Genomic DNA, 23,874 nt, shown 5'->3' on the forward strand with positions numbered 1-23,874 from the left:
TCTTGTTTGCGTATGAACATAAAAACACTTTCGAATGAAAGTTATGTTGACGCAAATCAACAAGCGGGATGGGGATAAGTCAGAGAGGAGAAAATAACGAGAGCGGTCACAAAACCACCGGCGACTCTCGTCGCCGGTGTGAGGGTCAGTGCGAGCCGCATACCTCGCACTGCGGGTGACGCATCAGCCTCATTTCGCGAAACTGGCAGGTCATGGCATCGTAGATGACGATTTTTCCGCTGGCAGGGGTGCCGTAGCCGCTCAGCAGCTTAATCGCCTCCATCGCCTGCAGCGAACCGATGGTGCCCACCAGCGGGGCCATTACCCCGGCTTCGACGCAGGTGAGGGCATTTTCGCCGAACAGACGGCTCAGGCAGCGGTAGCAGGGTTCGCCATCCTGATAGGTAAAGACGCTGATTTGCCCCTCCATACGGATCGCCGCTCCGGAGACCAGTGGGGTTTTGTGCTGAAAGCAGCCGACGTTAAGCTGGTTGCGAATGTCGACGTTGTCGGTGCAGTCGAGCACCAGATCGTGATCGGCAATCTGCGCCGCCAGCGCGGTCTCATCCAGCAAGGCATTGAGCGGGACCAGACGGACGTGCGGGTTAATGCGCGCCAGCGCCTCGCGGGCGGAATCCACCTTCGGCTGGCCGAGGGTGGCGTCGCTGTGCAGCGTCTGGCGCTGCAGGTTGGAGAGCGAGACAGTGTCGAAATCGAGCAGGGTGAGCTGCCCGACCCCGGCGGCGGCCAGATACTGCGCGGCGGCGCAGCCGAGCCCGCCGAGGCCGACCACCAGCACGCGAGCGGCTTTTAACCGCTCCTGGCCGTCAAAATCAAAACCGCGCAAGACGATCTGCCGGTTATAGCGCAGCATCTCTTCATCGCTCAGCTCAACGGTCATTACAGCCCCCCAAACAGGTGACTGAAGGGTTCGACCTCGACCCATTCGCCTGCTTCAACATGGCCGCGCTCACGCTCCAGCACGATAAAGCAGTTGCCGAGGCTGAAGGAGCTGAAAATGTGCGAGCCCTGATGGCCGGTGGTGTTCACCACCAGTTCGCCGTCCGGGTTACGCTGCAGAATACCGCGCTGAAAATCGAGGCGGCCAGGCGACTTTTTCAGGCGCGTGGCGGCGCGGACCCGCAGGCGGGGCGCCTGAAGCGGGCCGTGCTTGCCCGAGAGTTTCGCCAGCAGGGGTTGCACCAGCTGACAGAAGGTGACGGTGGCGGACACCGGGTTACCCGGCAGGCCGCAGAACCAGCTGCTGCTGAGCTTGCCGAAGGCGAAGGGTTTCCCCGGCTTAATCGCCAGCTTCCAGAAGCCGATCTCCCCCAGCTCTTCGAGGATAGTTTTGGTGTAATCGGCTTCACCCACCGAGACGCCGCCTGAGCTAATGACCACATCGGCCTGCTGGTCGGCGGCGATAAAGGCGTCGCGCAGCTTCGCCGGGTCGTCAGGAATAATGCCCAGGTTAATGACCTCGTAGCCCAACTGCTGCAGCATCAGGTGCACTGCCAGGCGGTTGGTATCGTAAATCTGGCCGTCGCCGAGCGGTTGACCCGGCAGCTGCAGCTCATCGCCGGTTGAGAAGACCGCGACGCGTACCTTGCGCACCACCTCGACCTCGGCAATGCCCAGCGAGGCCAGCACCGGCAGCTCGGCCACCGTCAGGGGTGTCCCCGCCGGGAAGACCACCGCGCCTTGGGCAATATCTTCTCCGCGGCGGCGAATATGCTGCCCGGCTTTTACCGGCGCGATAAAGCGCACACCGGCCTCGGTCTGTTCGGTCTCTTCCTGCATCACCAGCGCATCGCAGCCTTCCGGCACCGGCGCGCCGGTCATGATGCGGATACAGGTGCCCGACGGCCAGGCGTCGTTGAACGGCTGGCCGGCGAAGGCCTTACCGGCGACCGGCAGCGCGGCGCCGTCGCGAAGGTCGTTCAGCCGGACGGCATAGCCATCCATCGCCGCGTTATCAAAGCCGGGCACGTCCAGCGGGGAGACGATGTCATGGGCGGTCACACGCGAGAAGGCCTGCAACAGCGGTACAGTTTCCGTCGCGTTCAGCGGCGTAATACGATCGAGCATCTGGGCGAGGGCTGTGTCGAGCGGCATCAGTCCGGCGGTAAAATCCATGGGTCACTCCTGCGGGCAAAACAGCGAAAACGCCTATTATGGCAGAAAAGCGGCGCGGGCTGTATGCCACCTGGGTACGAGGCTTTACATCGCCCGCCGCTCTTTCTATATTCAAAAATTGTATAAGACATTCAGCAATATAATGATATCAATACCCTTATTCATGACGTGACCGGCGCCGCGCCGCGGTACGACAGGGCAGGGGCGATCCACTTCATCGTTAAGGACTGGCGAAATGGGCAAGGCGGTTATAGCAATTCACGGCGGCGCAGGGGCGATTTCTCGCGCGCAAATGACGCCGGAGCGGGAGCGAGAGTATGTGGCGGCGCTGTCGACTATCGTCGAAAGCGGGCAGAAAATGTTGGCCGCGGGCGCCAGCGCGCTGGATGCCGTGACCGAGGCCGTTCGGCTGCTGGAGGAGTGTCCGTTGTTCAACGCCGGAATGGGCGCGGTATTTACCCGCGATCAAACCCACGAGCTGGACGCCTGCGTAATGGACGGCTACAGCCTGCAGGCGGGCGCGGTAGCCGGGGTCAAACATTTGCGTAATCCGGTGCTGGCGGCGCGTCTGGTGCTGGAGAAGAGTCCGCACGTATTACTGATCGGCGAGGGGGCGGAAAATTTTGCCATCTCCCACGGGATGGCGCGCGTGTATAACGATCTCTTTTCCACTCCTGAAAGGCTGCTGCAGCTGCAGGAGGCGAAAGCGGGCGGGGAGATTATCCTCGACCACCACGCCGCTCCCCTCGACGAACGCCAGAAAATGGGCACCGTCGGCGCGGTGGCGCTCGATCTGGCCGGCAATCTGGCGGCGGCGACCTCCACCGGCGGCATGACCAACAAACTGCCCGGACGCGTCGGCGACAGCCCGCTGCCGGGCGCGGGGTGTTATGCCAATAATGCCAGCGTGGCGGTCTCCTGTACCGGCACCGGCGAAGTCTTTATGCGCACCCTGGCGGCCTACGATATCGCCGCCCTGATGGAGTATGGGCAGCTTAGTCTCTATTCCGCCTGCGAGCGGGTGGTGATGGAGAAACTGCCGGCTCTCGGCGGCAGCGGCGGGCTGATAGCCGTCGATCGCGAAGGCAACGTCGTTTTACCGTTTAACAGTGAAGGCATGTACCGCGCCTGGTGCTATGCCGGCGATACGCCGACCATTGGCATTTATCGCGAATAGAACAAGGGAGAGGGCGAGTGTCGCAAACTCACGAAACCGATACCTGCGAAGTGCTGGTGGTGCGCAACCTGAACGTGGCGTTCCGCCAGCAGGATGCGCCGGAGGTGCAGGCCGTGCGTCAGCTTTCCTTCAGCCTGCGCCGCGGCGAGACGCTGGCGATAGTGGGTGAGTCCGGTTCGGGAAAATCGGTGACCGCGCTGGCGCTGATGCGTCTGCTAGACGCGGCCAGCAGCGAGGTGAACAGCGAGGGGCTGTGGTTGCGGCGGCGTAACCGGCAGGTGATCGCGCTCAATGAGCAAACGGACGCTGAGATGCGCCGGGTGCGCGGCGCGGATCTGGCCATGATTTTTCAGGAGCCGATGACCTCGCTGAATCCGGTTTTTACCATCGGCGAGCAGATTGCCGAATCCCTGCGCCTGCACCAGGGGCTGGGGCGCGAAGAGGCGCTGCGCGCGGCGAAAAAGATGCTCGATCAGGTGCGTATTCCTCAGGCGGAAGAGATGCTCTCGCGCTATCCGCACCAGCTCTCCGGCGGCATGCGCCAGAGGGTGATGATCGCCATGGCGCTCTCCTGTCGGCCGGCGGTGTTGATAGCCGATGAGCCAACCACGGCGCTGGATGTCACCATCCAGGCGCAAATTCTGCAACTCATTGCCGTTCTGCAAAAGGAGATGGCGATGGGGGTGATCTTTATCACCCACGATATGGGCGTCGTGGCCGATATCGCCGATCGGGTGCTGGTGATGTATCGCGGTGAGGCGGTAGAGACCGGCAGCGTTGAGGAGATCTTTCGTTCGCCGCAGCACCCGTATACGCAGTCGCTGCTGGCGGCGGTCCCGCGGCTGGGGGAGATGCGTGGCCAGGATCTGCCGCGCCGTTTTCCGCTGCCGGGCCAGCCGCTGGCGGAGAGCGAAACGCCCGATACGGTAGTCGCCGGCGAGCCGATCCTGCAGGTGCGTGACCTGGTGGCCCGTTTTCCGGTGCGCGGCGGGCTGCTCAATCGCGTGACGCGCGAAGTGCATGCGGTGGAGAAGGTCAGTTTTGATCTCTGGCCGGGAGAGACCCTGTCGCTGGTGGGCGAGTCCGGCTGCGGCAAGTCGACCACCGGCCGGGCGCTGCTGAGGCTGGTAGAGACCCAGGGAGGCACCATTACCTTCGACGGTCAGCGGATCGATACCCTCGCCGGCGGCAAGCTGCAGGCTCTGCGGCGCAATATTCAGTTTATTTTTCAGGATCCTTACGCCTCGCTTGATCCGCGTCAGACGGTCGGCGATTCGATTATGGAGCCGCTGCGGGTGCATGGCCTGCTGCGTGGGGAAGCAGCGCGTGAGCGGGTCGCCTGGCTGCTGAAGCGCGTGGGGTTGCAGCCGGAGCATGCCTGGCGCTATCCCCATGCCTTTTCCGGCGGCCAGCGGCAGCGGATCTGCATTGCCCGCGCGCTGGCGCTGAATCCGAAGGTGGTGATAGCCGACGAGTCGGTGTCGGCCCTGGATGTCTCCATTCGGGCGCAGATTATCAATCTGATGCTCGACCTGCAGCGCGAGATGGGCATCGCGTTTCTGTTTATTTCCCATGATATGGCGGTGGTGGAGCGCATCAGCCACCGCGTGGCGGTGATGTATCGCGGTCGCATTGTCGAAATAGGCCCGCGCCGCGCGGTGTTTGAAAACCCGCAGCACCCCTATACCCGTAAGCTCATGGCCGCCGTACCGGTGGCCGACCCGGGCCACCGTCATCCGCAGCGGGTCCTGCTGTCTGATGACGTCCCGGGCAATATTTATAAGCGGGGCGAGGAGATCGCCAGCGTGCCGTTGCAGCAGGTCGGGCCGGGCCACTTCGTCGCCCGCGAATCCGCCGATGTGCTGGGCAGAACATAACAACACATAACGCATCTTTTCAGGAGAACACGATGACACAACCTGTTTCACGCAAATGGTGGCTGGCGCTGAGTATCGCGGCGGCCCTGGCGAGCGCTCCCGCCTTTGCCGCCAAAGATGTGGTGGTGGCGGTCGGGTCTAACTTCACGACCCTCGACCCCTATGATGCCAACGATACCCTGTCGCAGGCGGTGGCGAAGTCCTTTTATCAAGGCCTGTTCGGCCTTGATAAAGAGATGAAGCTGCAAAACGTTCTTGCTGAGAGCTATACCGTGTCACCGGACGGCCTGGTGTACACCATTAAGCTCCACAGCGGGGTGAAATTCCAGGATGGCACTGACTTTAACGCCGAGGCGGTAAAGGCTAACCTCGATCGCGCGAGTAACCCGGATAACCATCTCAAGCGCTATAACCTATATAAAAATATCGCCAGCACCGAGGCGGTCGATCCGACTACGGTCAAAATTACCCTGAAGCAGCCCTTCTCGGCGTTTATTAACATTCTCGCCCATCCGGCGACAGCGATGATTTCGCCGGCGGCGCTGAAAAAATATGGTAAGGATATCGGCTTCCACCCGGTGGGCACCGGGCCTTATAAGCTCGACACCTGGAACCAGACGGATTTTGTGAAGGTCAGCAAGTTCGATGGGTACTGGCAGCCGGGGCTGCCAAAGCTGGATTCTATCACCTGGCGTCCGGTGGTGGATAACAATACCCGGGCGGCGATGCTGCAGACCGGCGAGGCGCAGTTCGCCTTCCCGATCCCTTACGAACAGGCGCCGCTGCTGGCGAAAAACAGCAAACTGGAGCTGGTGGCCAGCCCGTCGATCATGCAGCGCTACATCAGCATGAACGTGACGCAGAAGCCGTTCGATAATCCGAAGGTACGGGAAGCCATCAACTATGCGATTAACCGCCAGGCGCTGGTGAAGGTAGCGTTCGCCGGCTACGCCACCCCGGCGACCGGAGTGGTGCCGCCGTCGATCGCCTATGCCCAGACCTACACCGCCTGGCCATACGATCCGGCGAAAGCGCGCCAGCTGCTGAAAGAGGCGGGCTACCCTAACGGTTTCAGCACCACGCTGTGGTCATCACATAATCACAGCACCGCGCAGAAAGTACTGCAGTTCACCCAGCAGCAGCTGGCGCAGGTGGGGATTAAGGCGCAGGTGACGGCGATGGACGCTGGTCAGCGGGCGGCGGAAGTGGAAGGTAAAGGGCAGAAAGAGAGCGGGGTACGGATGTTCTATACCGGCTGGTCCGCCTCCACCGGTGAAGCCGACTGGGCGCTGTCGCCGCTGTTCGCCTCGCAAAACTGGCCGCCGACGCTGTTTAATACCGCGTTTTACAGCAACCCGCAGGTGGATAACGCGCTGAGCGAGGCGCTGAAAACCACCGATCCGCAACAGAAAACCAAACTCTATAAAGAGGCGCAGGATATTATCTGGAAAGAGTCGCCGTGGGTGCCGCTGGTGGTCGAGAAACTGGTCTCCGCCCACAGCAAGAACCTCACCGGTTTCTATATCCAGCCGGATACCGGCTTTAGCTTCGAACAGGCGGACCTGACGCCGTGATCATGTTCATCTTCATGCGTCCTCTCTCCCGGAATGGGAGGGAGCGATGCTGAATTATGTGATTAAGCGCCTGCTGGGCCTGATCCCTACTCTGCTTATCGTCGCGGTGCTGGTGTTTCTGTTCGTCCATATGCTGCCCGGTGACCCGGCGCGGCTGATTGCCGGACCTGAGGCCGATGCCCAGGTGGTGGCGATGGTGCGCCAGCAGCTGGGGCTTGACCAGCCGCTGCATGTCCAGTTCTGGCACTACATCACCAACGTGCTGCGCGGCGATTTTGGCATTTCCATGGCCTCGCGGCGTCCCGTTGCCAGTGAGATAGCCAGTCGCTTTATGCCCACGCTGTGGCTGACGCTGGCCAGCATGAGCTGGGCGGTACTGTTCGGGATGGCGGCGGGGATTGCGGCCGCGGTGTGGCGCAATCGCTGGCCCGACCGTCTGGGAATGGCGCTGGCGGTGAGCGGCATTTCGTTTCCGGCTTTTGCCCTTGGTATGCTGCTGATGCAGGTGTTTTCGGTTGAGCTGGGCTGGCTGCCGACGGTGGGGGCCGACAGCTGGCGGCACTATATTTTGCCGTCGTTGACCCTTGGCGCGGCGGTGGCGGCGGTCATGGCGCGCTTTACCCGCGCGTCATTCGTCGATGTGCTGCATGAAGACTATATGCGTACCGCCCGGGCGAAGGGGGTGAGCGAAACGAGGGTGGTGCTCAAGCATGGTCTGCGCAATGCGATGATCCCGGTGGTGACCATGATGGGGCTGCAGTTCGGCTTTCTGCTCGGCGGGTCGATCGTTGTGGAGAAGGTGTTTAACTGGCCGGGGCTTGGGCGCTTGCTGGTCGATTCGGTGGAGATGCGCGATTATCCGGTGATTCAGGCGGAAGTGCTGCTCTTTTCGCTGGAGTTTATTCTTATCAATTTAGTGGTGGATGTGCTGTACGCGGCCATAAACCCGGCTATCAGGTATAAGTAAGGTGCGATTGCTTAACTGGAGAAGGCAGGCGGCGCTGAACGCCATGCCGGGCATCAGACCCGGCGAGATCCATACCCCCTGGCATGAGTTCTGGCGGCGCTTTCGTCGCCAGCCGGTGGCGATGGGCGCTGGTATTTTCGTGCTGTTGCTGATTGCGGTAGCCATCGTTGCCCCATGGATAGCGCCGTACGATGCGGAAAATTATTTCGACTACGACCGTCTGAACGAGGGACCTTCGCTGGTGCACTGGTTCGGAGTCGACTCCCTGGGACGGGATATTTTCAGCCGGGTGCTGGTCGGGGCGCAGATCTCGCTGGCCGCCGGGGTACTGGCGGTGCTGATTGGCGCGGCCATCGGCACGGTGCTTGGGCTGCTGGCTGGCTACTATGAGGGCTGGTGGGACCGGCTCATTATGCGACTTTGCGACGTGTTGTTCGCCTTTCCGGGGATCCTGCTGGCGATCGCGGTGGTCGCCGTCATGGGCAGCGGGATGGCCAACGTGATCATCGCCGTGGCGATCTTCTCGATCCCGGCGTTTGCTCGTCTGGTGCGCGGCAATACGCTGGTTCTGAAGCAGCAGACCTTTATTGAATCGGCGCGCAGCATCGGCGCCAGCGACGCCACCATTCTGTTCAACCATATTCTGCCGGGGACGGTGTCATCGATCGTGGTTTATTTCACCATGCGCATTGGGGTATCGATTATTTCGGCGGCCAGTCTGTCGTTTCTCGGCCTCGGCGCGCAGCCGCCCACCCCGGAGTGGGGCGCGATGCTCAACGAAGCGCGGGCGGATATGGTGATGTCTCCGCACGTGGCGCTCTTTCCGGCGGTGGCGATTTTCGTGACCGTGCTGGCGTTTAATCTGCTGGGAGATGGCCTGCGCGATGCGCTGGATCCGAAGTTAAAGGGGTAGGATGAGGGAAAGCTCCGCCGGGAGTCCTTTATGTTATCTGCGGCTTCAGCGTAGTTTGCGCTCCCGGTTAATCGTCTGCGTTATGTCTCTTATGGCGCAGGGAGCGCACAGGGGGCGGCCAGTCGCCGCCGCCCCCTGTACCCCCGGGCTCCGGCCAGCAACATCGCCACTGCGTGGTGCCTTCGACTTATCCCTGCAGGCTTCGGGTTGGGCCGAAGCAGCGTCCCTGCAAAACACGGCCCTCAGCCCGCATCCATGCGGCCTGCCCCTGCCTTTCGGGAACGTCTCAGCGATGTTGAGGCCGCCAGCACCGGCAGTTTCAGCAACAATGGTGAATAAATTAACGGCAGGCCGCACGAACTGTAGGCCGGGTAAGACGTTAGCCGCCACCCGGCAATATGAAGGCATGATGACTGATAAATTACCCGGCGGCGCTGCGCTTGCGCGGGCCTGGGGGGATGAGCCTACGGGAGGACCCCGTAGGCCGTGGAATGCGCTAAGCCGCTATCCGGGAAGCTGGACTAGACCCGGGTACCCCACAGGTCGTATTCGTCGGCGTGCTCGACTTTCACCCGCACCACGTCGCCCGGCTTAACGCGGGTTTCGCCGTTCAGGTACACCGCGCCGTCGATTTCCGGAGCGTCGGCCATGCTGCGGCCAATGGCGCCTTCTTCATCAACTTCATCTACCAGCACCAGGATTTCGCGCCCCACTTTCTCCTGCAGACGCTCGGCAGAGATCTGCTGCTGCAGCTGCATAAAGCGGTTCCAGCGCTCTTCTTTCACCTCTTCCGGCACCTGGTCCGCCAGCTCGTTGGCGGTAGCGCCTTCAACCGGGCTGTACTTGAAGCAGCCGACGCGGTCGAGACGCGCCTCTTTCAGGAAGTCGAGCAGCATCTGGAAATCTTCTTCCGTTTCGCCCGGGAAGCCCACAATAAAAGTGGAGCGCAGGGTCAGATCCGGGCAAATTTCACGCCACTGCTTAATGCGCGCCAGCTGACGGTCCGCAGAACCTGGACGCTTCATCAGCTTCAGAATACGCGGGCTGGCGTGCTGCAGCGGAATATCGAGGTACGGCAGAATCTTGCCTTCCGCCATCAGCGGGATCACATCGTCAACGTGCGGGTACGGATAGACATAGTGCAGGCGCACCCAGATGCCGAGCTTCGCCAGCTCTTCGCACAGACTGACCATGCTGGTCTTCACCGGCATACCGTTGTGGAAGCCGGTGCGGTGCTTGACGTCGACGCCGTAGGCGGAGGTGTCCTGCGAAATCACCAGCAGCTCTTTCACGCCGGCGTCAGCGAGGCGTTTGGCTTCGGCCAGCACTTCGCCAATCGGACGGCTCACCAGATCGCCACGCATGGACGGGATGATGCAGAAGGTGCAGCGATGGTTGCAGCCTTCAGAGATTTTTAAGTAGGCGTAGTGGCGCGGCGTCAGCTTAACCCCCTGTTCCGGCACCAGGCTCAGGAACGGGTTGTGCTTCGGCTTCGGCGTATAATGGTGGACATGCTCCAGCACCTGCTCATAGCTGTGCGGACCGGTGATCTCCAGCACCTTCGGATGCACTTCGCGGATCTGATCCTCTTTCGCGCCGAGACAGCCGGTGACGATTACCTTGCCGTTCTCTTTCAACGCTTCGCCGATCGCTTCCAGCGATTCCTGCACAGCGCTATCAATAAAGCCGCAGGTGTTAACGATCACCATATCGGCGTTGTCGTAGGTCGGTACGACGTCATAACCTTCGGTGCGCAGTTCGGTCAGGATACGCTCTGAGTCCACGAGGTTTTTCGGGCAGCCCAGGGAGACGAAGCCGATTTTCGGCTGATGCGTGACATTGCTCATAGCTTAAAAAGTGTTCAATTATTGGAATGGTCAGGGCAGGAATTCTACAGATCTTTGCGAAAAAGAGTATAGCTCCGTCGCGGTTAATGGTGAAAAAGCGCCCCCGACCTGTCTTTTACGCCCCCCACCGCCAGAGCGGATCCCACACGCCCCGGAGCAGAGGGGCGGGACACGCTTCTGACAAGCCGTGCGCACAGGCGGCTCAAGCCCGGCGTGGCTGCCGGGCAGAGACTTATTGCGCCGGGTTAATGGCTGCGGAGGGCGTGGCGCCGGTTTTTTTCGGCTCGCGCTTATCCTGCAGCGTGAAAATAGAGATCAGGGTAAAGAGCCCGGCGACGCTGCCGAGAATCAGATAGGTGTTGGCGAAGCCAATGGTATCGTACAGATAGCCTGCCAGCGGAGAGTAAATGGCGGTGGCGATCGAGGCGACGAACAGCACCAGCAAATAGACCGTCGAAGAGAGCTTGTGGTCGAAGTTGGCGGCGATGAATTTAAAGACCGATACCAGAATCAACGGCTTCTCCAGAGCATGCATCATTTTCACCGCACCAATCCACACCGGGCCGAGGGGCACGGCTGAGCCGACAATACGTACCGACATGATCAGCCCGGCGATGATCAGCGCCCATTTGGCGCCGGTCCGGTTAACAAACCATGGCATCAGGCAGAGGAACAGGGTTTCACCGCAGACCTGAATAGACGCGAGGATCCCGTACCAGCGGTTGCCTTCCTCCGGCGTCGGGAACTGTAGCGAGAAGTACTGGGCAAACTGCTGATCGTAGGTGTCGTAAATCTGCGTGACGAACAGGGTAAAGAGCAGCAGCATCCAGAACTGACCATTCTTCGCCAGCTCAAGGGCATGAGAGACCTTCAGCGATTCGCTTCGCGCCACATCGGCGTCGGTTAATTCAATTTTGGTTAGCATAAAGCAGATGGCGGCGATGACAATGGCGAGGCTGGCGAGCCAGAAGGCCAGATTAGGATTGCTGTCGATATATTTACCCACAATCCAGGCCGCCGCTGCCCAGCCTAACGAGCCCCACATCCGCACACGACCATATTCGAACTGATAGCGCCGGGAAATCTTATCGATATAAGAGTCGATTACTCCGCAGCCGGAGTTAAAGATGATCCCCAGATAGATCCCTCCCAGCAAGGCGCCAAACCAAAAGTTGTGCACCAGCAGCGGCGCGTAAACGTAGATAAAGAAGGGGCCCACCGGCAGGAGCAGGGCGACCAGCAGCCAGATAAGCCGTTTTTTCAGGCCGAACTTGTCAGAGATAAAGCCGAAGAAAGGCTGCATCAGCAGGGCGATAAAGGCGTTGACCGAGTAAAGCAGCCCGGTCTTCGTGGCGCTGATGCCAAGATGCTGGGTGGTCCAGATAACGAAGAAAGCCATGGTCGACGACCAGGCGAACAGGTAGAGGAAATCGAAAAGACTCAACAGAAGGTAGTTTCTTTTACCGGACGTCATGTTTCAGTTCCTTGCAAATGGGCAGAGAGAATTTCAGCGATCCGCGGGCCGCGTTCGCTGTTTTCTTGACATGTTATACGTATTACATTAATTATTTGTTATGACATCCTAATTGACGATGGTGCAACAGGTCATATGAGGTATTGTGATCATTGCTGCACTAATTTTGTCTCTTATTGCCATTTTCTGTTTGTTAATTTCAGATTGAAATTAATTGTGATCGTATAACATTGTTTTTGTTATACACCCTACAATGCGTTAAAGTTGCCACATTGTAAATGATGTTAAAGAACTGGGGATTATTGACCTGGCGCATCATTTTGCACAAAAAATAACCGTATTATGGAAAGGGTAAAGGACGACAGAGGAGGAACCGTGATGACCGTTGACAGACTATACCGCCACCTTCTGCAGAAGCTTATTAACGCCAATATCGATATTGACGCCTATCTGCAACTGCGAAAGGCCAAAGGCTACATGTCAGTCAGCGAAAATGACCATCTGCGTGATAACTTGTTTGAGCTTTGCCGTGAAATGCGTGCGCAGGCGCCGCGCCTGCAGAATGCCATTTCACCGGAGGAGAGGGATGTCCTTCGCCTGGCCGGCGAATCGGTCGCCGCCGCTGCACTATGCCTGATGAGCGGGCATCATGATTGTCCGCTATACATCGCTGTTAACGTAGAGAAGCTAGAACGCTGTCTGACAGGATTGACCTCAAATATTCATAAATTGAATAAATTGGCGCCAATCACTCATGCCTGATCGGCTGAAACCCAGGGGAAGTGAACGCTTCCCCTGTTAAAGGTTATGTAAAAATCCCCGCGCAAATTTCCCCGCTGGCTACCCTTTAGCCCAGAGCTGACGAAAGGAGAATGCCATGCGTCCGATCCCACTGCTGTTGATATTGAGCGCCTTAGCGCTACCAGCCCTGAGCCGGGCCGCGGTGCGGGTGGAGGTATTGCAAAACCGGCTGGCCCAGCCGTGGGGCATGGCCTTTCTGCCTGACGATCAGGGCATACTGATCACCCTGCGCGGCGGCGAGCTCAAGCGCTGGCAGCCGGGTAAAGGTCTGTCGGCGCCGATAGCCGGCGTGCCGCAGGTATGGGCCAACGGCCAGGGTGGCCTACTGGACGTGGCGCTGGCCCCGGATTTCGCCCAGTCGCGGCGGGTGTGGCTGAGCTATGCGGAAAGCGACGCCAGCGGTAAGGCGGGCACCGCGGTGGGCTATGGGCGGTTGAGCGAGGATGCCACGCAGCTGACGAACTTTACCGTGGTCTTTCGCCAGCAGCCGAAGCTCTCCGTCGGCAATCATTTTGGCGGCAGGCTGGTGTTCGACGGCAAAGGATATGTGTTTATCGGGCTGGGCGAAAATAATCAGCGTGCCACCGCCCAGGATCTCAGCAAGCTGCAGGGGAAAGTGGTCCGCCTGACGGAGACCGGAGGTGTACCGCCGGATAACCCTTTTGTCGGCCGGGCTGACGCCAGGCCGGAGATCTGGGCTTACGGCATCCGTAATCCGCAGGGCATGGCGATGAATCCCTGGAGCGAGGCGCTGTGGCTGAACGAGCATGGCCCGCGCGGCGGAGATGAAATTAATATTCCGCAGGCGGGGAAAAATTACGGCTGGCCGCTGGCGACGCACGGTATTAACTACAGCGGCCTGCCCATTCCGGAAGCAAAAGGCAAAACGGTTCCGGGGACCGAACCTCCCCTGTATGTCTGGCCGGTCTCTCCCGGGGTGAGCGGGATGGCCTTTTATTCGGCGCCGACCTTTCCCCAGTGGCAGCATAAGCTGTTTATCGGCGCGCTGAAGGAGACATCGCTGATTGTCCTGGCGGTGGACGGTAATCAGGTCCGCGAGGAGGGGAGATTACTGGAGGCGCGCGGAAAACGCATCCGCGATGTTCGCGTGGGACCCGACGGCTATCTGTACGTTTTAACCGACGAGTCTAACGGCGAGCTATTGCGGTTGAGTCCCGAGGCTTAGCCTCAGGTCACCGGGATCTGCACTACTTCGCGCCAGGCAGGACGTTGGCTAATCTGCTGATACCAGCGCTGCAGATGGGGCCGCGGTTGCCAGCTGTCGAGGATCGACAACAGATTGTAGACGAAGGGAGCGACGGCAATATCGCCAAGGCCGAACTGCTCGCCGGAGAGCCACGGCATTTTGGCCAGTTCGTCATCCAGCATGGCGAACAGCGCTTCGCAGGCGCTGATCCCCGCGGCGATGGCCGCCGGGTCGCGCTGCTCCGGCGGCGTTCTCACCAGGCCCATTAATACCGGGCGATGGGCGGGTGAGAGGGTGCCGTTGGACCAATCCATCCACTTTTCCCCTTGCGCGCGCTGCGCCGGCGCGGCAAGCCACAGACGGTCAACGCCATACTGGGCCGCCAGGTAGCGAATAATCGTATTTGATTCCCACACTACCACCCCGGTGGCATCGTCCTTTAACAGCGGCACCAGCCCGTTCGGGTTCATCGCCAGATATTCCGGGTCATGGTTGAGACCAAACTCCAGCCCGGCGAGGATCTGCTGATAAGGCAGATCCAGCTCCTCCAGCACCCAGCGTACTTTCTTCACGTTGGTCGAGTTATTACGTCCCCACAGTGTAATCATTTTCGCTCCTGAGTTTGTTTCACTGCCGTTGCAGCGCGATCGGCGATCATGTTGGGATAAAGTTAAAAATCCGGCAAGCTTTTTTATTTGGCTGTTATTAAAGGTTTTTATGCTTACTCCCTTCAGCCAGGGGCACTCCTGGGTCACAGGGCCCGGAAAGTGCTTTTACTATTTTACAGGAGTAATATCTATCGGGTGTTACGCTACGAAGGAAAGGGCGTGAATATGGTGTATCTTATTGATAATTAAAGCTTTAAATTAGGCGTGCATCTATAAAAACGCTCCCTCTCCGTCTCGGTTAAAATCTCAATGTCGCCTGAGGGTATAATTTGATGCTGATTATTGCATCGCAATCATCTGAGGAACACAGGTTAATATTAATAAATAGAAAGTCAGTGAAAGAATTATTTTTTTTACAGGGATGAACTGTTGTTTTTATCGATCGGATATACATCTTTCTCATCCCACCCAGAAAAAATAGACCATGAGAGGCGCCGACTGGCTGGAAGATATTCTGAAAAATAGCAAAAAAAACCCAGTGACTGGCACTGGGGAGTAAATTTACTCAGGGTTGCATGCTGTTCTCAAGATAATATTCGAGTCTCGAAGTATGGGTTAACCAAAGGTAACCATCAACTTCCATACAGACTACATGGGAAATATACTGTATTAAATAACCAGGAATCCACCCTTACTTTTGTGCTATTTATCTTACCTGGGTAATCACTGCGGGGGTAAGTGGTATATAATGCAATAATCAGTATTTGAATCTATAGCGTTAAACGAGCAGAGCCTGGTAGAGGACTTTACTTTCCCCGGAAGGATTTGAAAAAGGCGGTTAAAATGAATGACTGATAAGGATGGCCAGCATACTATCGCGGTGCTATCAAAACATCCCTGCAAAACGAAATAGGGATAAAAGAAGCACTGGCGAACTGCAGTCTGGAAGAGCGAGTCGTAGAGCTCGATATGGCATCGGACGAGAAGGGTAGGAGATTACCCGGGAAGAGATGTTAATCTTTTCATCAAACCGGCGTGATTAATAACGGGCAACAGAATCAGAGCGGCCCGGGGTTTTGAGAGCAATACTTCTGTAAAGGCCACGGCTGTGGATGCGCTGTTATGAATGTATTTGTAAAATTTATCACGATCCAGAGTCGCCTTGAAAAAAAAAGCCCAGCGACAGGCTGGGGTGTAATTACACGCATAAAGGGATATGCCATTTTCAACACAATATGCGAATCTTAATTTATGGAATAACTGCGGGTGAGCTACCCGCTTCCATAAAGATTGCAGGGGAAACTATACTGTATTTAATGACCAGGAATCCATCCGTATCGATGTGCTATTTTTCTTACTTGTGTAATACGGAAAGTGAAAATAGCCCGATAAACTATTTTTTACCGATATGCCGACTAAAACAGGGAAGCCGTCTGCCTGCTTATCCAGTGGGCGAATAATTCATATCATTAGCGGGAGGCTCTCCCTTCCTGACCTCAATCCCTGATGGTGGCGTATAGAGGGGATAGCTGATTGATATCCTTTATCAAGGATATTGCGCCTCCATCGGCGGAATGCTATGGCAATCGAAGCCTTGCTGAACATGGCGATCAGGCAGGCCCGATGGAGAGAAAAGTGCGGGCGTTGTTGCTAATTTCCTGAGACGGGCGTAATGACCGTCTCAAGCATAGCCCGGGAGTTCTCAACTGCATTTCAGGCGTAAATACGGCCTACAGAACCTTCAGGTTTATATTTAAGCGTCTGAGACTTCTACAGCAGCAAGCCAGATGTGGTTATTGTGAGTTCGGAAGTTGAACTGGGCCTCATGGAATGCAACCGGGCCGACATTTTGAGTTTTGTGAAGGGTATCAGCAGTAACAACCATCCCCGGTTCTCAGGTGAAGGGGGTAGGGGCGAGGCGACTGGATATCACTGGCCAGGCTTTCGCTTACCCCACACGGCCCCGCCATAATGTGAATCTATGACCAGGCAAACCACGATGAAAGACACGCTCGCGACGTCTCTTTAGTAGCATTTTTCCCGAAGACAAGTTAGCTATGTCATTGAAATTTCGGTGACTAATTGGTTTTGAAAGGCGATTTTTTTCTTGCCATAATAAAGTTAACATTAAGGCGATTACGATCAAAAAAATTGTTCTGATTAAAGCACAGCGGCATGTTATTGCGTAAACTTTAAAAACTTTACCAACTCGCTGTTTCTTTAAGGTCATTTGTACGCTTTACTCACCGGTTGCTGCGGCGCGGTCAGAGTGGCGCGGCATATTTTGTTTGGAAAGGATACTTGGGTGGCTCTTATGATGCATGACGCTTTTTCCCTTCGCGGCCTCGCGGCAGGTTGCGCGCTGTTATTTCTTGTCGCACCTGCGGTGCAGGCTGCGGAACAACTCCCCGACGCCCCTTCAATTGACGCTCGCGCCTGGATCCTGATGGACTATGCCAGCGGGAAGGTGCTCAGCGAAGGCAATGCCGATGAAAAACTCGACCCGGCCAGTCTGACGAAGATCATGACCAGCTACGTGGTAGGGCAGGCAATAAAAGCGGGAAAAATCAAACTGACCGATATGGTGACCGTTGGGCGCGATGCCTGGGCGACCGGCAACCCGGCGCTGCGCGGCTCATCGGTGATGTTCCTCAAGCCTGGCATGCAGGTTTCCGTAGAAGATCTGAACAAAGGGGTCATCATTCAGTCCGGTAACGACGCCAGCATTGCGATTGCTGACTACGTAGCGGGCAGCCAGGACGCTTTCGTTAGCCTGATGAACGGCTACGCCAAAAAGATGGGGCTGACCAACACCACCTTTATGACCGTCCACGGCCTTGACGCGCCGGGGCAGTTCAGCACCGCCCGCGATATGGCGCTGCTGACCAAAGCGCTGATCCACGACGTACCGGAAGAGTACGCGGTACATAAAGAGAAAGAGTTCACTTTCAATAAAATTCGCCAGCCGAACCGCAACCGCCTGCTGTGGAGCAGCAACCTCAACGCCGATGGCGTGAAAACCGGGACCACCGCCGGGGCCGGCTATAACCTCGTCTCCTCGGCCACTCAGGGTGATATGCGTTTGATCGCCGTGGTGCTGGGGACCAAAACCGACCGCATTCGCTTTAACGAGTCAGAAAAACTGCTGACCTGGGGCTTCCGCTTCTTTGAAACCGTGACGCCGATTAAACCAGATGCCACCTTCGTTACCCAGCGCGTGTGGTTTGGCGATAGCAATGAAGCGAAACTGGGGGCTGGCGAGGCGGGCTCTATCACTTTGCCGAAGGGCCAGCTGAAAAACCTGAAAGCCAGCTATACCTTAAATCAGCCGCAGCTTACCGCGCCGCTGGAGAAGGGGCAGGTGGTCGGGACTATCGACTTTAAGCTAAATGATAAAACCATTGAACAGCGTCCGCTGATTGTCATGGAGTCGGTAAAAGAGGGCGGCTTCTTCAGCCGGATGATCGACTTCGTGCTGATGAAACTGCACGGCTGGTTCGGCAGCTGGTTCTCCTGATGCCTGCCCGCGCCCTGCGGGGCGCGGGCAGCGACGCTTCAATACAGTAGGGAAATCTGCTGCGCCTTCGCCAGCGCGACCAGCTCATCATCCGGGCAGATATCGCTGGCAATCACGTCAAATTTCGCTAACGCCCCCATGCGCGCCGGACGCACTTTGCCAAACTTGCTGTGGTCGACCACCAGCACGTGATAGCGCGCGTGACGCATCGCCCAGTGCTTAACCGGCAGCTCTTCCAGGTTATAGCAGGTCGCCCCCTGCTCGCAGTCGATCCCCGCCGCCGAGTAAAAGGCGATATCAGGGCTCAGATGGCTGAGGGTATCCTCAAGGCTCAGCGGCATAAAAATCGCGTTGCTGGCATGAAACTCCCCACCGCACAGGACCGCGCGGCACTGGGGTTTTTCCTGCAGGGCCAGAAAGGTGTTCAGGGAGTAGCAGACGCCGGTGAAGGGCAGGGCATCGTCAATGGCGTCAATAATCCACGGCGTGGTGGTCCCGCAGTCGAAGAAGGCCATCTGATGGGCCTCCAGCAGCGCGGCCGCATGGCGAGCGGCACGGCGTTTTTCCTCGACCAGCCGGGTTTTTTGATCGCTGAGCAGATAATGGGTGGCGCTGCGCGGCTCCAGCACAATGTATCCGCCGAGCAGCACAACCGGGCCGCTGTGGCCATTGAGGTCGCGACGAATGGTCATTTCCGACACCCCAAGCAGGGAAGCGGCTTCTTTCAGATGCAGCTTATCGCTGCGTTTAAGTGCCTGAATGAGCTGACTGATACGTTCGTCACGGCGAGTTTCCATATTCCCTCTGCGCTAAAATCGCCCTGCGGGGGCAGGGCGTTAGCGGGATTTTACCTGTCGCTTGCGGGTTAGTCACGCGGTGGCCGCAGCGACGGCGGCGTTTAGCCGCGCACCCAGCCTTTGCGGATTGGCAAGGAGAAGCAGAGACGATACAGCCGCTGCAGCTGATGGTATAGCGCCGGGCCGAACGTGTGCCAGATCAGCGCCGCGCCAAGGCAGCCGCACATCCCGGCCAGCAGCCCGCCGACCATATCCAGCGGCCAGTGCACGCCGAGATAGACACGGGACCAGGCGATGGCGGCGGCAATGGCCATCAGCAGGGCGCCGGACCACAGGCGATGCCAGAACAGGAAGGCCAGGGCAAAGGTAAAGCTGACGGTGCCATGGTCGCTGGGGAAGGAGTCGTCCGCCGCGTGGTGCAGGAAGTTATAGCCTACGCCGGCGACAAACGGCCGATCGTGCGGATAGAGGTGGCCGATCGCCCACGACACGGTCAGGCTGATCGTCAGCGCCAGCATCAGCTTAAACACCATCTGCCGCTGGGCAGGCCCCCACAGCCACAATGTCACCACCAGCAGAGGCACGATCAGAATCAGATCTTTAGCGATGAAGATCGCCATCTCAATGGCCCACTGCGGCGAGGCAGGCGTCGCGTTGAGCAGGGCGAACAGCGCATAGTTAATATTTTCCAGCATAGACTTCCAGGCTCGTTGGTCCGATAGCAATTAAGCCGCCTACCCTAAATAAAAGCGGTGCGGAGATAAAGGCGGCATTGTCTTAAAGATCAGGTTGTTATGAAATCCACTACCATAAAGTCTACGGCTAACAGCCTGAAAAACGTCAGTATATCGTTTGTCACATTGCTGAAACATAAACGGAATATATACACAGGCTGAATAACAGGGGAGAGGCGGGACGATGGCGCACGGCTCGTAATATTGTGCGGTGTCACCCACAATTCACTATCTCCGCGCCGGGAGTTTCATTACACTTTGCGCGATTTTTGATAGATAAGAGATTTCATGCAAAATTATTCGCTTTCAGGCCGCCGCCTCGGAAGGCAGGCGCTGTTGTTCCCGTTATGTCTGGTGCTGTACGAGTTTTCCACTTATATCGGCAACGATATGATTCAGCCGGGCATGTTAGCCGTGGTGCAGGAATTTCAGGTGGGCAACGAATGGGTACCTACTTCAATGACTGCCTATCTGGCAGGCGGCATGTTTTTACAGTGGCTGCTGGGGCCGCTGTCGGATCGTATTGGCCGCCGTCCGGTGATGTTGACCGGCGTAGTATGGTTTATCGTCACCTGCCTGGCGACGCTGCTGGCGCAGACCATTGAGCAGTTTACCCTGCTGCGCTTCCTGCAGGGGATCAGCCTGTGCTTTATCGGCGCGGTGGGCTATGCGGCGATACAGGAGTCCTTTGAGGAGGCGGTGTGTATCAAAATCACCGCCCTGATGGCTAACGTGGCGCTGATTGCCCCGCTGCTGGGGCCGCTGGTGGGCGCCGCCTGGGTGCATGTCCTGCCGTGGGAGATGATGTTTGTCCTGTTCGCCGTGCTGGCGGCCATCTCGTTCTTCGGCCTGCAGCGGGCGATGCCGGAGACCGCGACGCGGCTGGGCGAAAAGCTGTCGGTGAAAGAGCTGGGCCGCGACTATCGGCTGGTGCTGAAGAACCTGCGCTTCGTCGCCGGCGCGCTGGCCACTGGCTTTGTCAGCCTGCCGCTGCTGGCGTGGATTGCCCAGTCGCCGGTGATTATTATCAGCGGCGAACAGGCCACCAGCTATGAGTACGGCATGCTGCAGGTGCCGATTTTCGGGGCGCTGATTGCCGGCAACCTGGTGCTGGCGCGCCTGACTGCGCGTCGGACCGTGCGCTCGCTGATTATCATGGGCGGTTGGCCGATCATGTTTGGCCTGATCCTCTCTGCGGCGGCGACCGTGGTCTCTTCCCACGCTTATCTGTGGATGACGGCCGGTCTGAGCTTCTACGCCTTCGGGATTGGCCTCGCGAACGCCGGCCTGGTGCGTTTAACCCTGTTCGCCAGCGAGATGAGTAAAGGCACGGTCTCGGCGGCGATGGGAATGCTGCAGATGCTGATCTTCACCGTCGGCATCGAGCTCAGCAAACATGCTTACGAGCTGGGCGGCAACGGGCTGTTCAGCCTGTTTAACCTGCTGGGTGGGGTACTATGGCTGGGGCTGATGATTTACTTTCTGAAAGATAAAAGCGTCGGCAATTCGCAGCAGGGGTAGTTGTTTTCAACCCGGATGCGCTCACATCCGGGTCTTATCAGGCGAACGGCGCTTCGCGATCCAACACCTTATCAATAATCTGCAGGACACCTTCTTCGTTGTTATGCGGCGCCTGATAGCGGGCGACGGCTTTGACGTCTTCCCGGGCGTTGGCCATGGCAAAGCCAAACCCGGCGTGCTGCAGCATTTCGATATCGTTGCCGCTGTCGCCGAACGCCACTACCTCGTGATCCTCAATGCCCCAGCGCTGCTGCAAAATGCGCAGCCCGTTGGCTTTGTGCACACCCGGGATAATTAAGTCGATGCTGCCGTAGCCGGTGGCCACCGCGGTGACCATGTCCCCCAGCGCCGCGTGCAGCTTCGGCTGAATTTCCGGGATCAGGCTGTCTGGCACGTTGAGACCAAATTTGAGGATGGTGTCATCGAGATGGTTAAAATCATCCACCAGTTCAAGGCGGTGATAATACTTCGCCGCCACCGTCTTCAGCGCGTCGTTGTAGCGATTGAGGGTGTAGGCGCTGCGCTTCCCGCAGGCGATGATTTCGATATTCGGCAACGTCTGCAGATGGTCGACCACGGCGTTGAAGTGGTGAACCGGCAGTTGGCAGTTGAAGACGTCTTCATTGCCGCTCACCACCCAGCCGCCGTTTTCCGCCACGAAGGCGATCTGATGGGCGATCTCCGGGAAAAAGGAGATCAGCTGATAATATTGGTTGCCGCTGGCGACCACGAAGCGAATATTCTGTTCGCGCATTCGCTGGTACTGGGCGAGGAAGCGCGGCCGGTTGTAAGTTTTGGCATCGCTTAAAAAGGTGCCGTCCATATCCACCGCAATCAGTTTGATGCTCATTAGCTGTTCTCCATAACGGGTTCAGATTGTGGCTTAGCCACCGCGCGGGCGACCAGCGCCGCCACCATCACCAGACCCAGCACCACCATCATGGCGCTGCGCAGGCCGAAGTGTTCGCCGAGGAAACCCAGCAGCGGCGGCCCGACGAGGAAAGCGAGATAGCCGGTGATCGCCACCACGCTGACGCGCTTGGGCGCGTCCGGCCCGGTATCGCTGGCGGCGGAGATGGTCAGCGGGAAGCCGAGCGAGGCGCCAATGCCCCACAGCAGCACCGAGATGCCCGCCACCCAGGGGTTATCGACGAAGATGATCAGGCCTATGCCGAGGGCGCCCATCACTGCGCTGCCGCGGACCACCGCCACCCGGCTGTAGCGATCGATAAACCAGCCGCCGGTAAAGCGGCCCAGCGTCATGCCGAGGGTGAAACCGGCATAAATCAGGGAGCCGGAGGTGGGGCTAAAGCCGTGGCCATCCACCATCAGCAGCGGCAGCCAGTCGTTGGCCGAGCCTTCGGCAAAGGCCATCGCCAGGACAATGACGCCGATCAGCAGCAGCTGCGCGTCGCGCCACACCGGCAGACCTTTCGCCTCACCGTGGGCGACTTCGGCGGCATTTTTACCGGTGCCGTCGGGAATGGCGCGGATAGCAATGGCGATGGGCAGGATAGCCACCAGCGCAGCCGCCAGGATGTGCGGGGCGGCCGGCAGACCGAATCCGGTCACTGCCATGCCCACCCCGGCGCCGAACAGGGTGCCAAAGCTGTAGAAGCCATGCATCATCGGCAGCACCGTTTTATTCATCTCCCGCTCGATCGCCGCGCCTTCGACGTTAATAGCGACTTCTGCAGAGCCAAAGCTGGCGCCGAAGATGGCCAGGCCGAAGGCGAACAGCGGGGCGGAAGTGACCCACAGCGCCAGGCTGAGCACCAGCATGCCAAGCACGGCGAAGGACATGGTGGTGCGGATGACCTTGCGGGTGCCAAAGCGCTTCACCAGCCACGCCGAGCAGAGAATACCGCTCATCGACCCCACCGACAGACCAAACAGCACCACGCCCATCTCTGCGGTGGATAGCGCCAACAGATCGCGGATCGCCGGCGTGCGGGTGGCCCAGGAGGCCATTAACAAGCCGGGGATGAAAAAGAACATAAACAGCGCCCATAGCCGAAGCTGCAGCGCTCTGCGCGAGGATTGCGTCGTCATCCGTAAACGCCTTAAAGGAGAAGAGTGAAGACAACAGTAGCAAGTATGTGTACATTTGTACATAAACCGGAAGAGGAAAATCATGGCCCGTAGACCAAACGATCCGCAGCGCCGCGAGCGCATCCTGCAGGCGACGCTGGATACCATCGCGGCGCACGGCATCCATGCGGTGACGCACCGTAAAATCGCCACCTGCGCGAATGTGCCGCTGGGATCGCTGACCTACTATTTCAGCGGCATTGAGGCGTTAATTGAGGAGGCGTTCAGCCTGTTTACCGCCGAGATGTCGGCGCAGTATCAGCAAGGCTTCGTCGGGGTAACGAACCGGGAACAAGCCTGCGATGCCATCGCGGATCTGATCTTCAGCGCCCAGGTGACCACGGCGCGCAATATGGAGCTGATGTACCAGCTGTACGCGTTCTGCAGCAGTCAGCCGGCGCTGAAGGCGGTGATGCAGAACTGGATGCGGCGCAGCCAGCAGACGTTGGAGCAGTGGTTCGCCCCCGATACCGCCCGCGGTCTCGACGCCTTTATTGAAGGGATGACCTTGCACTTTGTCACCGACCGCGCGCCGCTGTCGAAGGCGGCAATCCGCATGATGGTCGGGCAGCTGGCGGGGGAGAGGGCGCAGGAAGAGGGGCGCTGAAGCGGCGTTTCACCCGGAATGGCTAA

20 protein-coding genes are annotated in these 23,874 nt (G+C 58.3%); 11 read left to right on the forward strand and 9 right to left on the reverse strand.

Annotation, left to right across the window (positions count from 1 at the left end):
* Positions 1-145: 145 nt before the first annotated feature.
* Positions 146-901, reverse strand: a complete 756-nt coding sequence (locus KPHS_16930) for a molybdopterin biosynthesis protein MoeB (RefSeq protein ID YP_005225993.1) — start codon at positions 899-901, stop codon at positions 146-148.
* Entirely contained in the window at positions 901-2,136 is a 1,236-nt protein-coding gene (locus KPHS_16940; protein ID YP_005225994.1) for a molybdopterin biosynthesis protein, read from the reverse strand. Before KPHS_16940 ends, KPHS_16930 begins: the two co-directional genes overlap by 1 nt.
* Positions 2,137-2,371: 235 nt before the next feature.
* Between KPHS_16940 and KPHS_16950 the strand changes: the two genes are divergently transcribed.
* Genes KPHS_16950 through KPHS_16990 form a run of 5 tightly spaced genes read left to right on the forward strand, consistent with a single transcriptional unit; the run spans position 2,372 to position 8,644 of the window.
* Positions 2,372-3,313 (forward strand): L-asparaginase, encoded by a 942-nt coding sequence (locus tag KPHS_16950; protein YP_005225995.1) that lies wholly within the window; start codon positions 2,372-2,374, stop codon positions 3,311-3,313.
* A 17-nt stretch (positions 3,314-3,330) separates the two neighbouring features.
* Positions 3,331-5,190, forward strand: coding sequence for a glutathione transporter ATP-binding protein (locus KPHS_16960; RefSeq protein ID YP_005225996.1), 1,860 nt, complete (start codon positions 3,331-3,333; stop codon positions 5,188-5,190).
* 32 nt (positions 5,191-5,222) lie between these two features.
* Positions 5,223-6,764, forward strand: a complete 1,542-nt coding sequence (locus tag KPHS_16970; protein YP_005225997.1) for a peptide ABC transporter substrate-binding protein — start codon at positions 5,223-5,225, stop codon at positions 6,762-6,764.
* Between the two features lie 46 nt (positions 6,765-6,810).
* Positions 6,811-7,731, forward strand: coding sequence for a peptide ABC transporter membrane protein (locus KPHS_16980; protein ID YP_005225998.1), 921 nt, complete (start codon positions 6,811-6,813; stop codon positions 7,729-7,731).
* Position 7,732: 1 nt separating this feature from the next.
* On the forward strand, positions 7,733-8,644 hold the full coding sequence (locus KPHS_16990) for a putative ABC transporter permease (protein YP_005225999.1): 912 nt from the start codon (positions 7,733-7,735) through the stop codon (positions 8,642-8,644).
* Positions 8,645-9,165: 521 nt separating this feature from the next.
* Here the strand turns inward: KPHS_16990 and KPHS_17000 are convergent.
* Together KPHS_17000 and KPHS_17010 are read right to left on the reverse strand one after the other, a co-directional pair.
* Positions 9,166-10,491, reverse strand: coding sequence for a 30S ribosomal protein S12 methylthiotransferase RimO (locus tag KPHS_17000; RefSeq protein ID YP_005226000.1), 1,326 nt, complete (start codon positions 10,489-10,491; stop codon positions 9,166-9,168).
* 232 nt (positions 10,492-10,723) lie between these two features.
* Positions 10,724-11,965, reverse strand: a complete 1,242-nt coding sequence (locus KPHS_17010; protein YP_005226001.1) for a putative proton/sugar symporter, LacY — start codon at positions 11,963-11,965, stop codon at positions 10,724-10,726.
* Positions 11,966-12,343: 378 nt separating this feature from the next.
* Here KPHS_17010 and KPHS_17020 point away from each other — a divergent pair, with 378 nt between their 5' ends.
* Together KPHS_17020 and KPHS_17030 are read left to right on the forward strand one after the other, a co-directional pair.
* Positions 12,344-12,727 (forward strand): biofilm formation regulatory protein BssR, encoded by a 384-nt coding sequence (locus KPHS_17020; RefSeq protein YP_005226002.1) that lies wholly within the window; start codon positions 12,344-12,346, stop codon positions 12,725-12,727.
* A gap of 115 nt (positions 12,728-12,842) precedes the next feature.
* On the forward strand, positions 12,843-13,952 hold the full coding sequence (locus tag KPHS_17030; protein ID YP_005226003.1) for a putative dehydrogenase: 1,110 nt from the start codon (positions 12,843-12,845) through the stop codon (positions 13,950-13,952).
* 2 nt (positions 13,953-13,954) lie between these two features.
* Here KPHS_17030 and KPHS_17040 read toward each other — a convergent pair whose 3' ends face one another.
* Entirely contained in the window at positions 13,955-14,581 is a 627-nt protein-coding gene (locus tag KPHS_17040; protein YP_005226004.1) for a putative glutathione S-transferase, read from the reverse strand.
* 1,533 nt (positions 14,582-16,114) lie between these two features.
* Between KPHS_17040 and KPHS_17050 the strand changes: the two genes are divergently transcribed.
* Both KPHS_17050 and KPHS_17060 read left to right on the forward strand, forming a co-directional pair.
* Positions 16,115-16,243: a hypothetical protein gene (locus KPHS_17050; protein ID YP_005226005.1), complete on the forward strand. Its 129-nt coding sequence runs from the start codon at positions 16,115-16,117 to the stop codon at positions 16,241-16,243.
* A gap of 652 nt (positions 16,244-16,895) precedes the next feature.
* A complete protein-coding gene (locus KPHS_17060) occupies positions 16,896-18,098 on the forward strand; it encodes a D-alanyl-D-alanine carboxypeptidase (RefSeq protein ID YP_005226006.1) in 1,203 nt (400 codons plus the stop codon).
* A 38-nt stretch (positions 18,099-18,136) separates the two neighbouring features.
* On the opposite strand, the gene KPHS_17070 is transcribed toward KPHS_17060, so the two are convergent.
* Positions 18,137-18,895, reverse strand: a complete 759-nt coding sequence (locus KPHS_17070) for a DNA-binding transcriptional repressor DeoR (protein YP_005226007.1) — start codon at positions 18,893-18,895, stop codon at positions 18,137-18,139.
* A gap of 101 nt (positions 18,896-18,996) precedes the next feature.
* Positions 18,997-19,590: an undecaprenyl pyrophosphate phosphatase gene (locus KPHS_17080; RefSeq protein ID YP_005226008.1), complete on the reverse strand. Its 594-nt coding sequence runs from the start codon at positions 19,588-19,590 to the stop codon at positions 18,997-18,999.
* A gap of 327 nt (positions 19,591-19,917) precedes the next feature.
* Between KPHS_17080 and KPHS_17090 the strand changes: the two genes are divergently transcribed.
* Positions 19,918-21,150, forward strand: a complete 1,233-nt coding sequence (locus KPHS_17090) for a major facilitator superfamily protein (protein YP_005226009.1) — start codon at positions 19,918-19,920, stop codon at positions 21,148-21,150.
* A gap of 37 nt (positions 21,151-21,187) precedes the next feature.
* Here KPHS_17090 and KPHS_17100 read toward each other — a convergent pair whose 3' ends face one another.
* Positions 21,188-22,000 carry a putative hydrolase gene (locus tag KPHS_17100; RefSeq protein ID YP_005226010.1) on the reverse strand — a complete coding sequence of 271 codons (813 nt, stop codon included), beginning with the start codon at positions 21,998-22,000 and terminating at the stop codon, positions 21,188-21,190.
* Positions 22,000-23,202, reverse strand: a complete 1,203-nt coding sequence (locus KPHS_17110; RefSeq protein YP_005226011.1) for a putative DEOR-type transcriptional regulator — start codon at positions 23,200-23,202, stop codon at positions 22,000-22,002. The genes KPHS_17100 and KPHS_17110 overlap by 1 nt, the downstream gene beginning before the upstream one ends.
* An 82-nt stretch (positions 23,203-23,284) precedes the next feature.
* Between KPHS_17110 and KPHS_17120 the strand changes: the two genes are divergently transcribed.
* On the forward strand, positions 23,285-23,848 hold the full coding sequence (locus KPHS_17120) for a putative DEOR-type transcriptional regulator (protein YP_005226012.1): 564 nt from the start codon (positions 23,285-23,287) through the stop codon (positions 23,846-23,848).
* Positions 23,849-23,874: the final 26 nt, after the last annotated feature.

Origin of the sequence: Klebsiella pneumoniae subsp. pneumoniae HS11286 (genome assembly GCF_000240185.1) — a bacterium.
GTDB lineage: Bacteria > Pseudomonadota > Gammaproteobacteria > Enterobacterales > Enterobacteriaceae > Klebsiella > Klebsiella pneumoniae.

What these genes read in the sequence shown, in the direction of transcription:
- KPHS_17100 (YP_005226010.1), bottom strand. Translation starts at nt 22,000, where the DNA reads ATGAGCATCAAACTGATTGCGGTGGATATGGACGGCACCTTTTTAAGC.
- KPHS_17020 (YP_005226002.1), top strand. Translation starts at nt 12,344, where the DNA reads ATGACCGTTGACAGACTATACCGCCACCTTCTGCAGAAGCTTATTAAC.
- KPHS_17030 (YP_005226003.1), top strand. Translation starts at nt 12,843, where the DNA reads ATGCGTCCGATCCCACTGCTGTTGATATTGAGCGCCTTAGCGCTACCA.
- KPHS_17060 (YP_005226006.1), top strand. Translation starts at nt 16,896, where the DNA reads ATGATGCATGACGCTTTTTCCCTTCGCGGCCTCGCGGCAGGTTGCGCG.
- KPHS_17010 (YP_005226001.1), bottom strand. Translation starts at nt 11,965, where the DNA reads ATGACGTCCGGTAAAAGAAACTACCTTCTGTTGAGTCTTTTCGATTTC.
- KPHS_16970 (YP_005225997.1), top strand. Translation starts at nt 5,223, where the DNA reads ATGACACAACCTGTTTCACGCAAATGGTGGCTGGCGCTGAGTATCGCG.
- KPHS_16950 (YP_005225995.1), top strand. Translation starts at nt 2,372, where the DNA reads ATGGGCAAGGCGGTTATAGCAATTCACGGCGGCGCAGGGGCGATTTCT.
- KPHS_17090 (YP_005226009.1), top strand. Translation starts at nt 19,918, where the DNA reads ATGCAAAATTATTCGCTTTCAGGCCGCCGCCTCGGAAGGCAGGCGCTG.
- KPHS_17080 (YP_005226008.1), bottom strand. Translation starts at nt 19,590, where the DNA reads ATGCTGGAAAATATTAACTATGCGCTGTTCGCCCTGCTCAACGCGACG.
- KPHS_17000 (YP_005226000.1), bottom strand. Translation starts at nt 10,491, where the DNA reads ATGAGCAATGTCACGCATCAGCCGAAAATCGGCTTCGTCTCCCTGGGC.
- KPHS_17070 (YP_005226007.1), bottom strand. Translation starts at nt 18,895, where the DNA reads ATGGAAACTCGCCGTGACGAACGTATCAGTCAGCTCATTCAGGCACTT.
- KPHS_17110 (YP_005226011.1), bottom strand. Translation starts at nt 23,202, where the DNA reads ATGACGACGCAATCCTCGCGCAGAGCGCTGCAGCTTCGGCTATGGGCG.
- KPHS_17040 (YP_005226004.1), bottom strand. Translation starts at nt 14,581, where the DNA reads ATGATTACACTGTGGGGACGTAATAACTCGACCAACGTGAAGAAAGTA.
- KPHS_17120 (YP_005226012.1), top strand. Translation starts at nt 23,285, where the DNA reads ATGGCCCGTAGACCAAACGATCCGCAGCGCCGCGAGCGCATCCTGCAG.
- KPHS_16980 (YP_005225998.1), top strand. Translation starts at nt 6,811, where the DNA reads ATGCTGAATTATGTGATTAAGCGCCTGCTGGGCCTGATCCCTACTCTG.
- KPHS_16940 (YP_005225994.1), bottom strand. Translation starts at nt 2,136, where the DNA reads ATGGATTTTACCGCCGGACTGATGCCGCTCGACACAGCCCTCGCCCAG.
- KPHS_16930 (YP_005225993.1), bottom strand. Translation starts at nt 901, where the DNA reads ATGACCGTTGAGCTGAGCGATGAAGAGATGCTGCGCTATAACCGGCAG.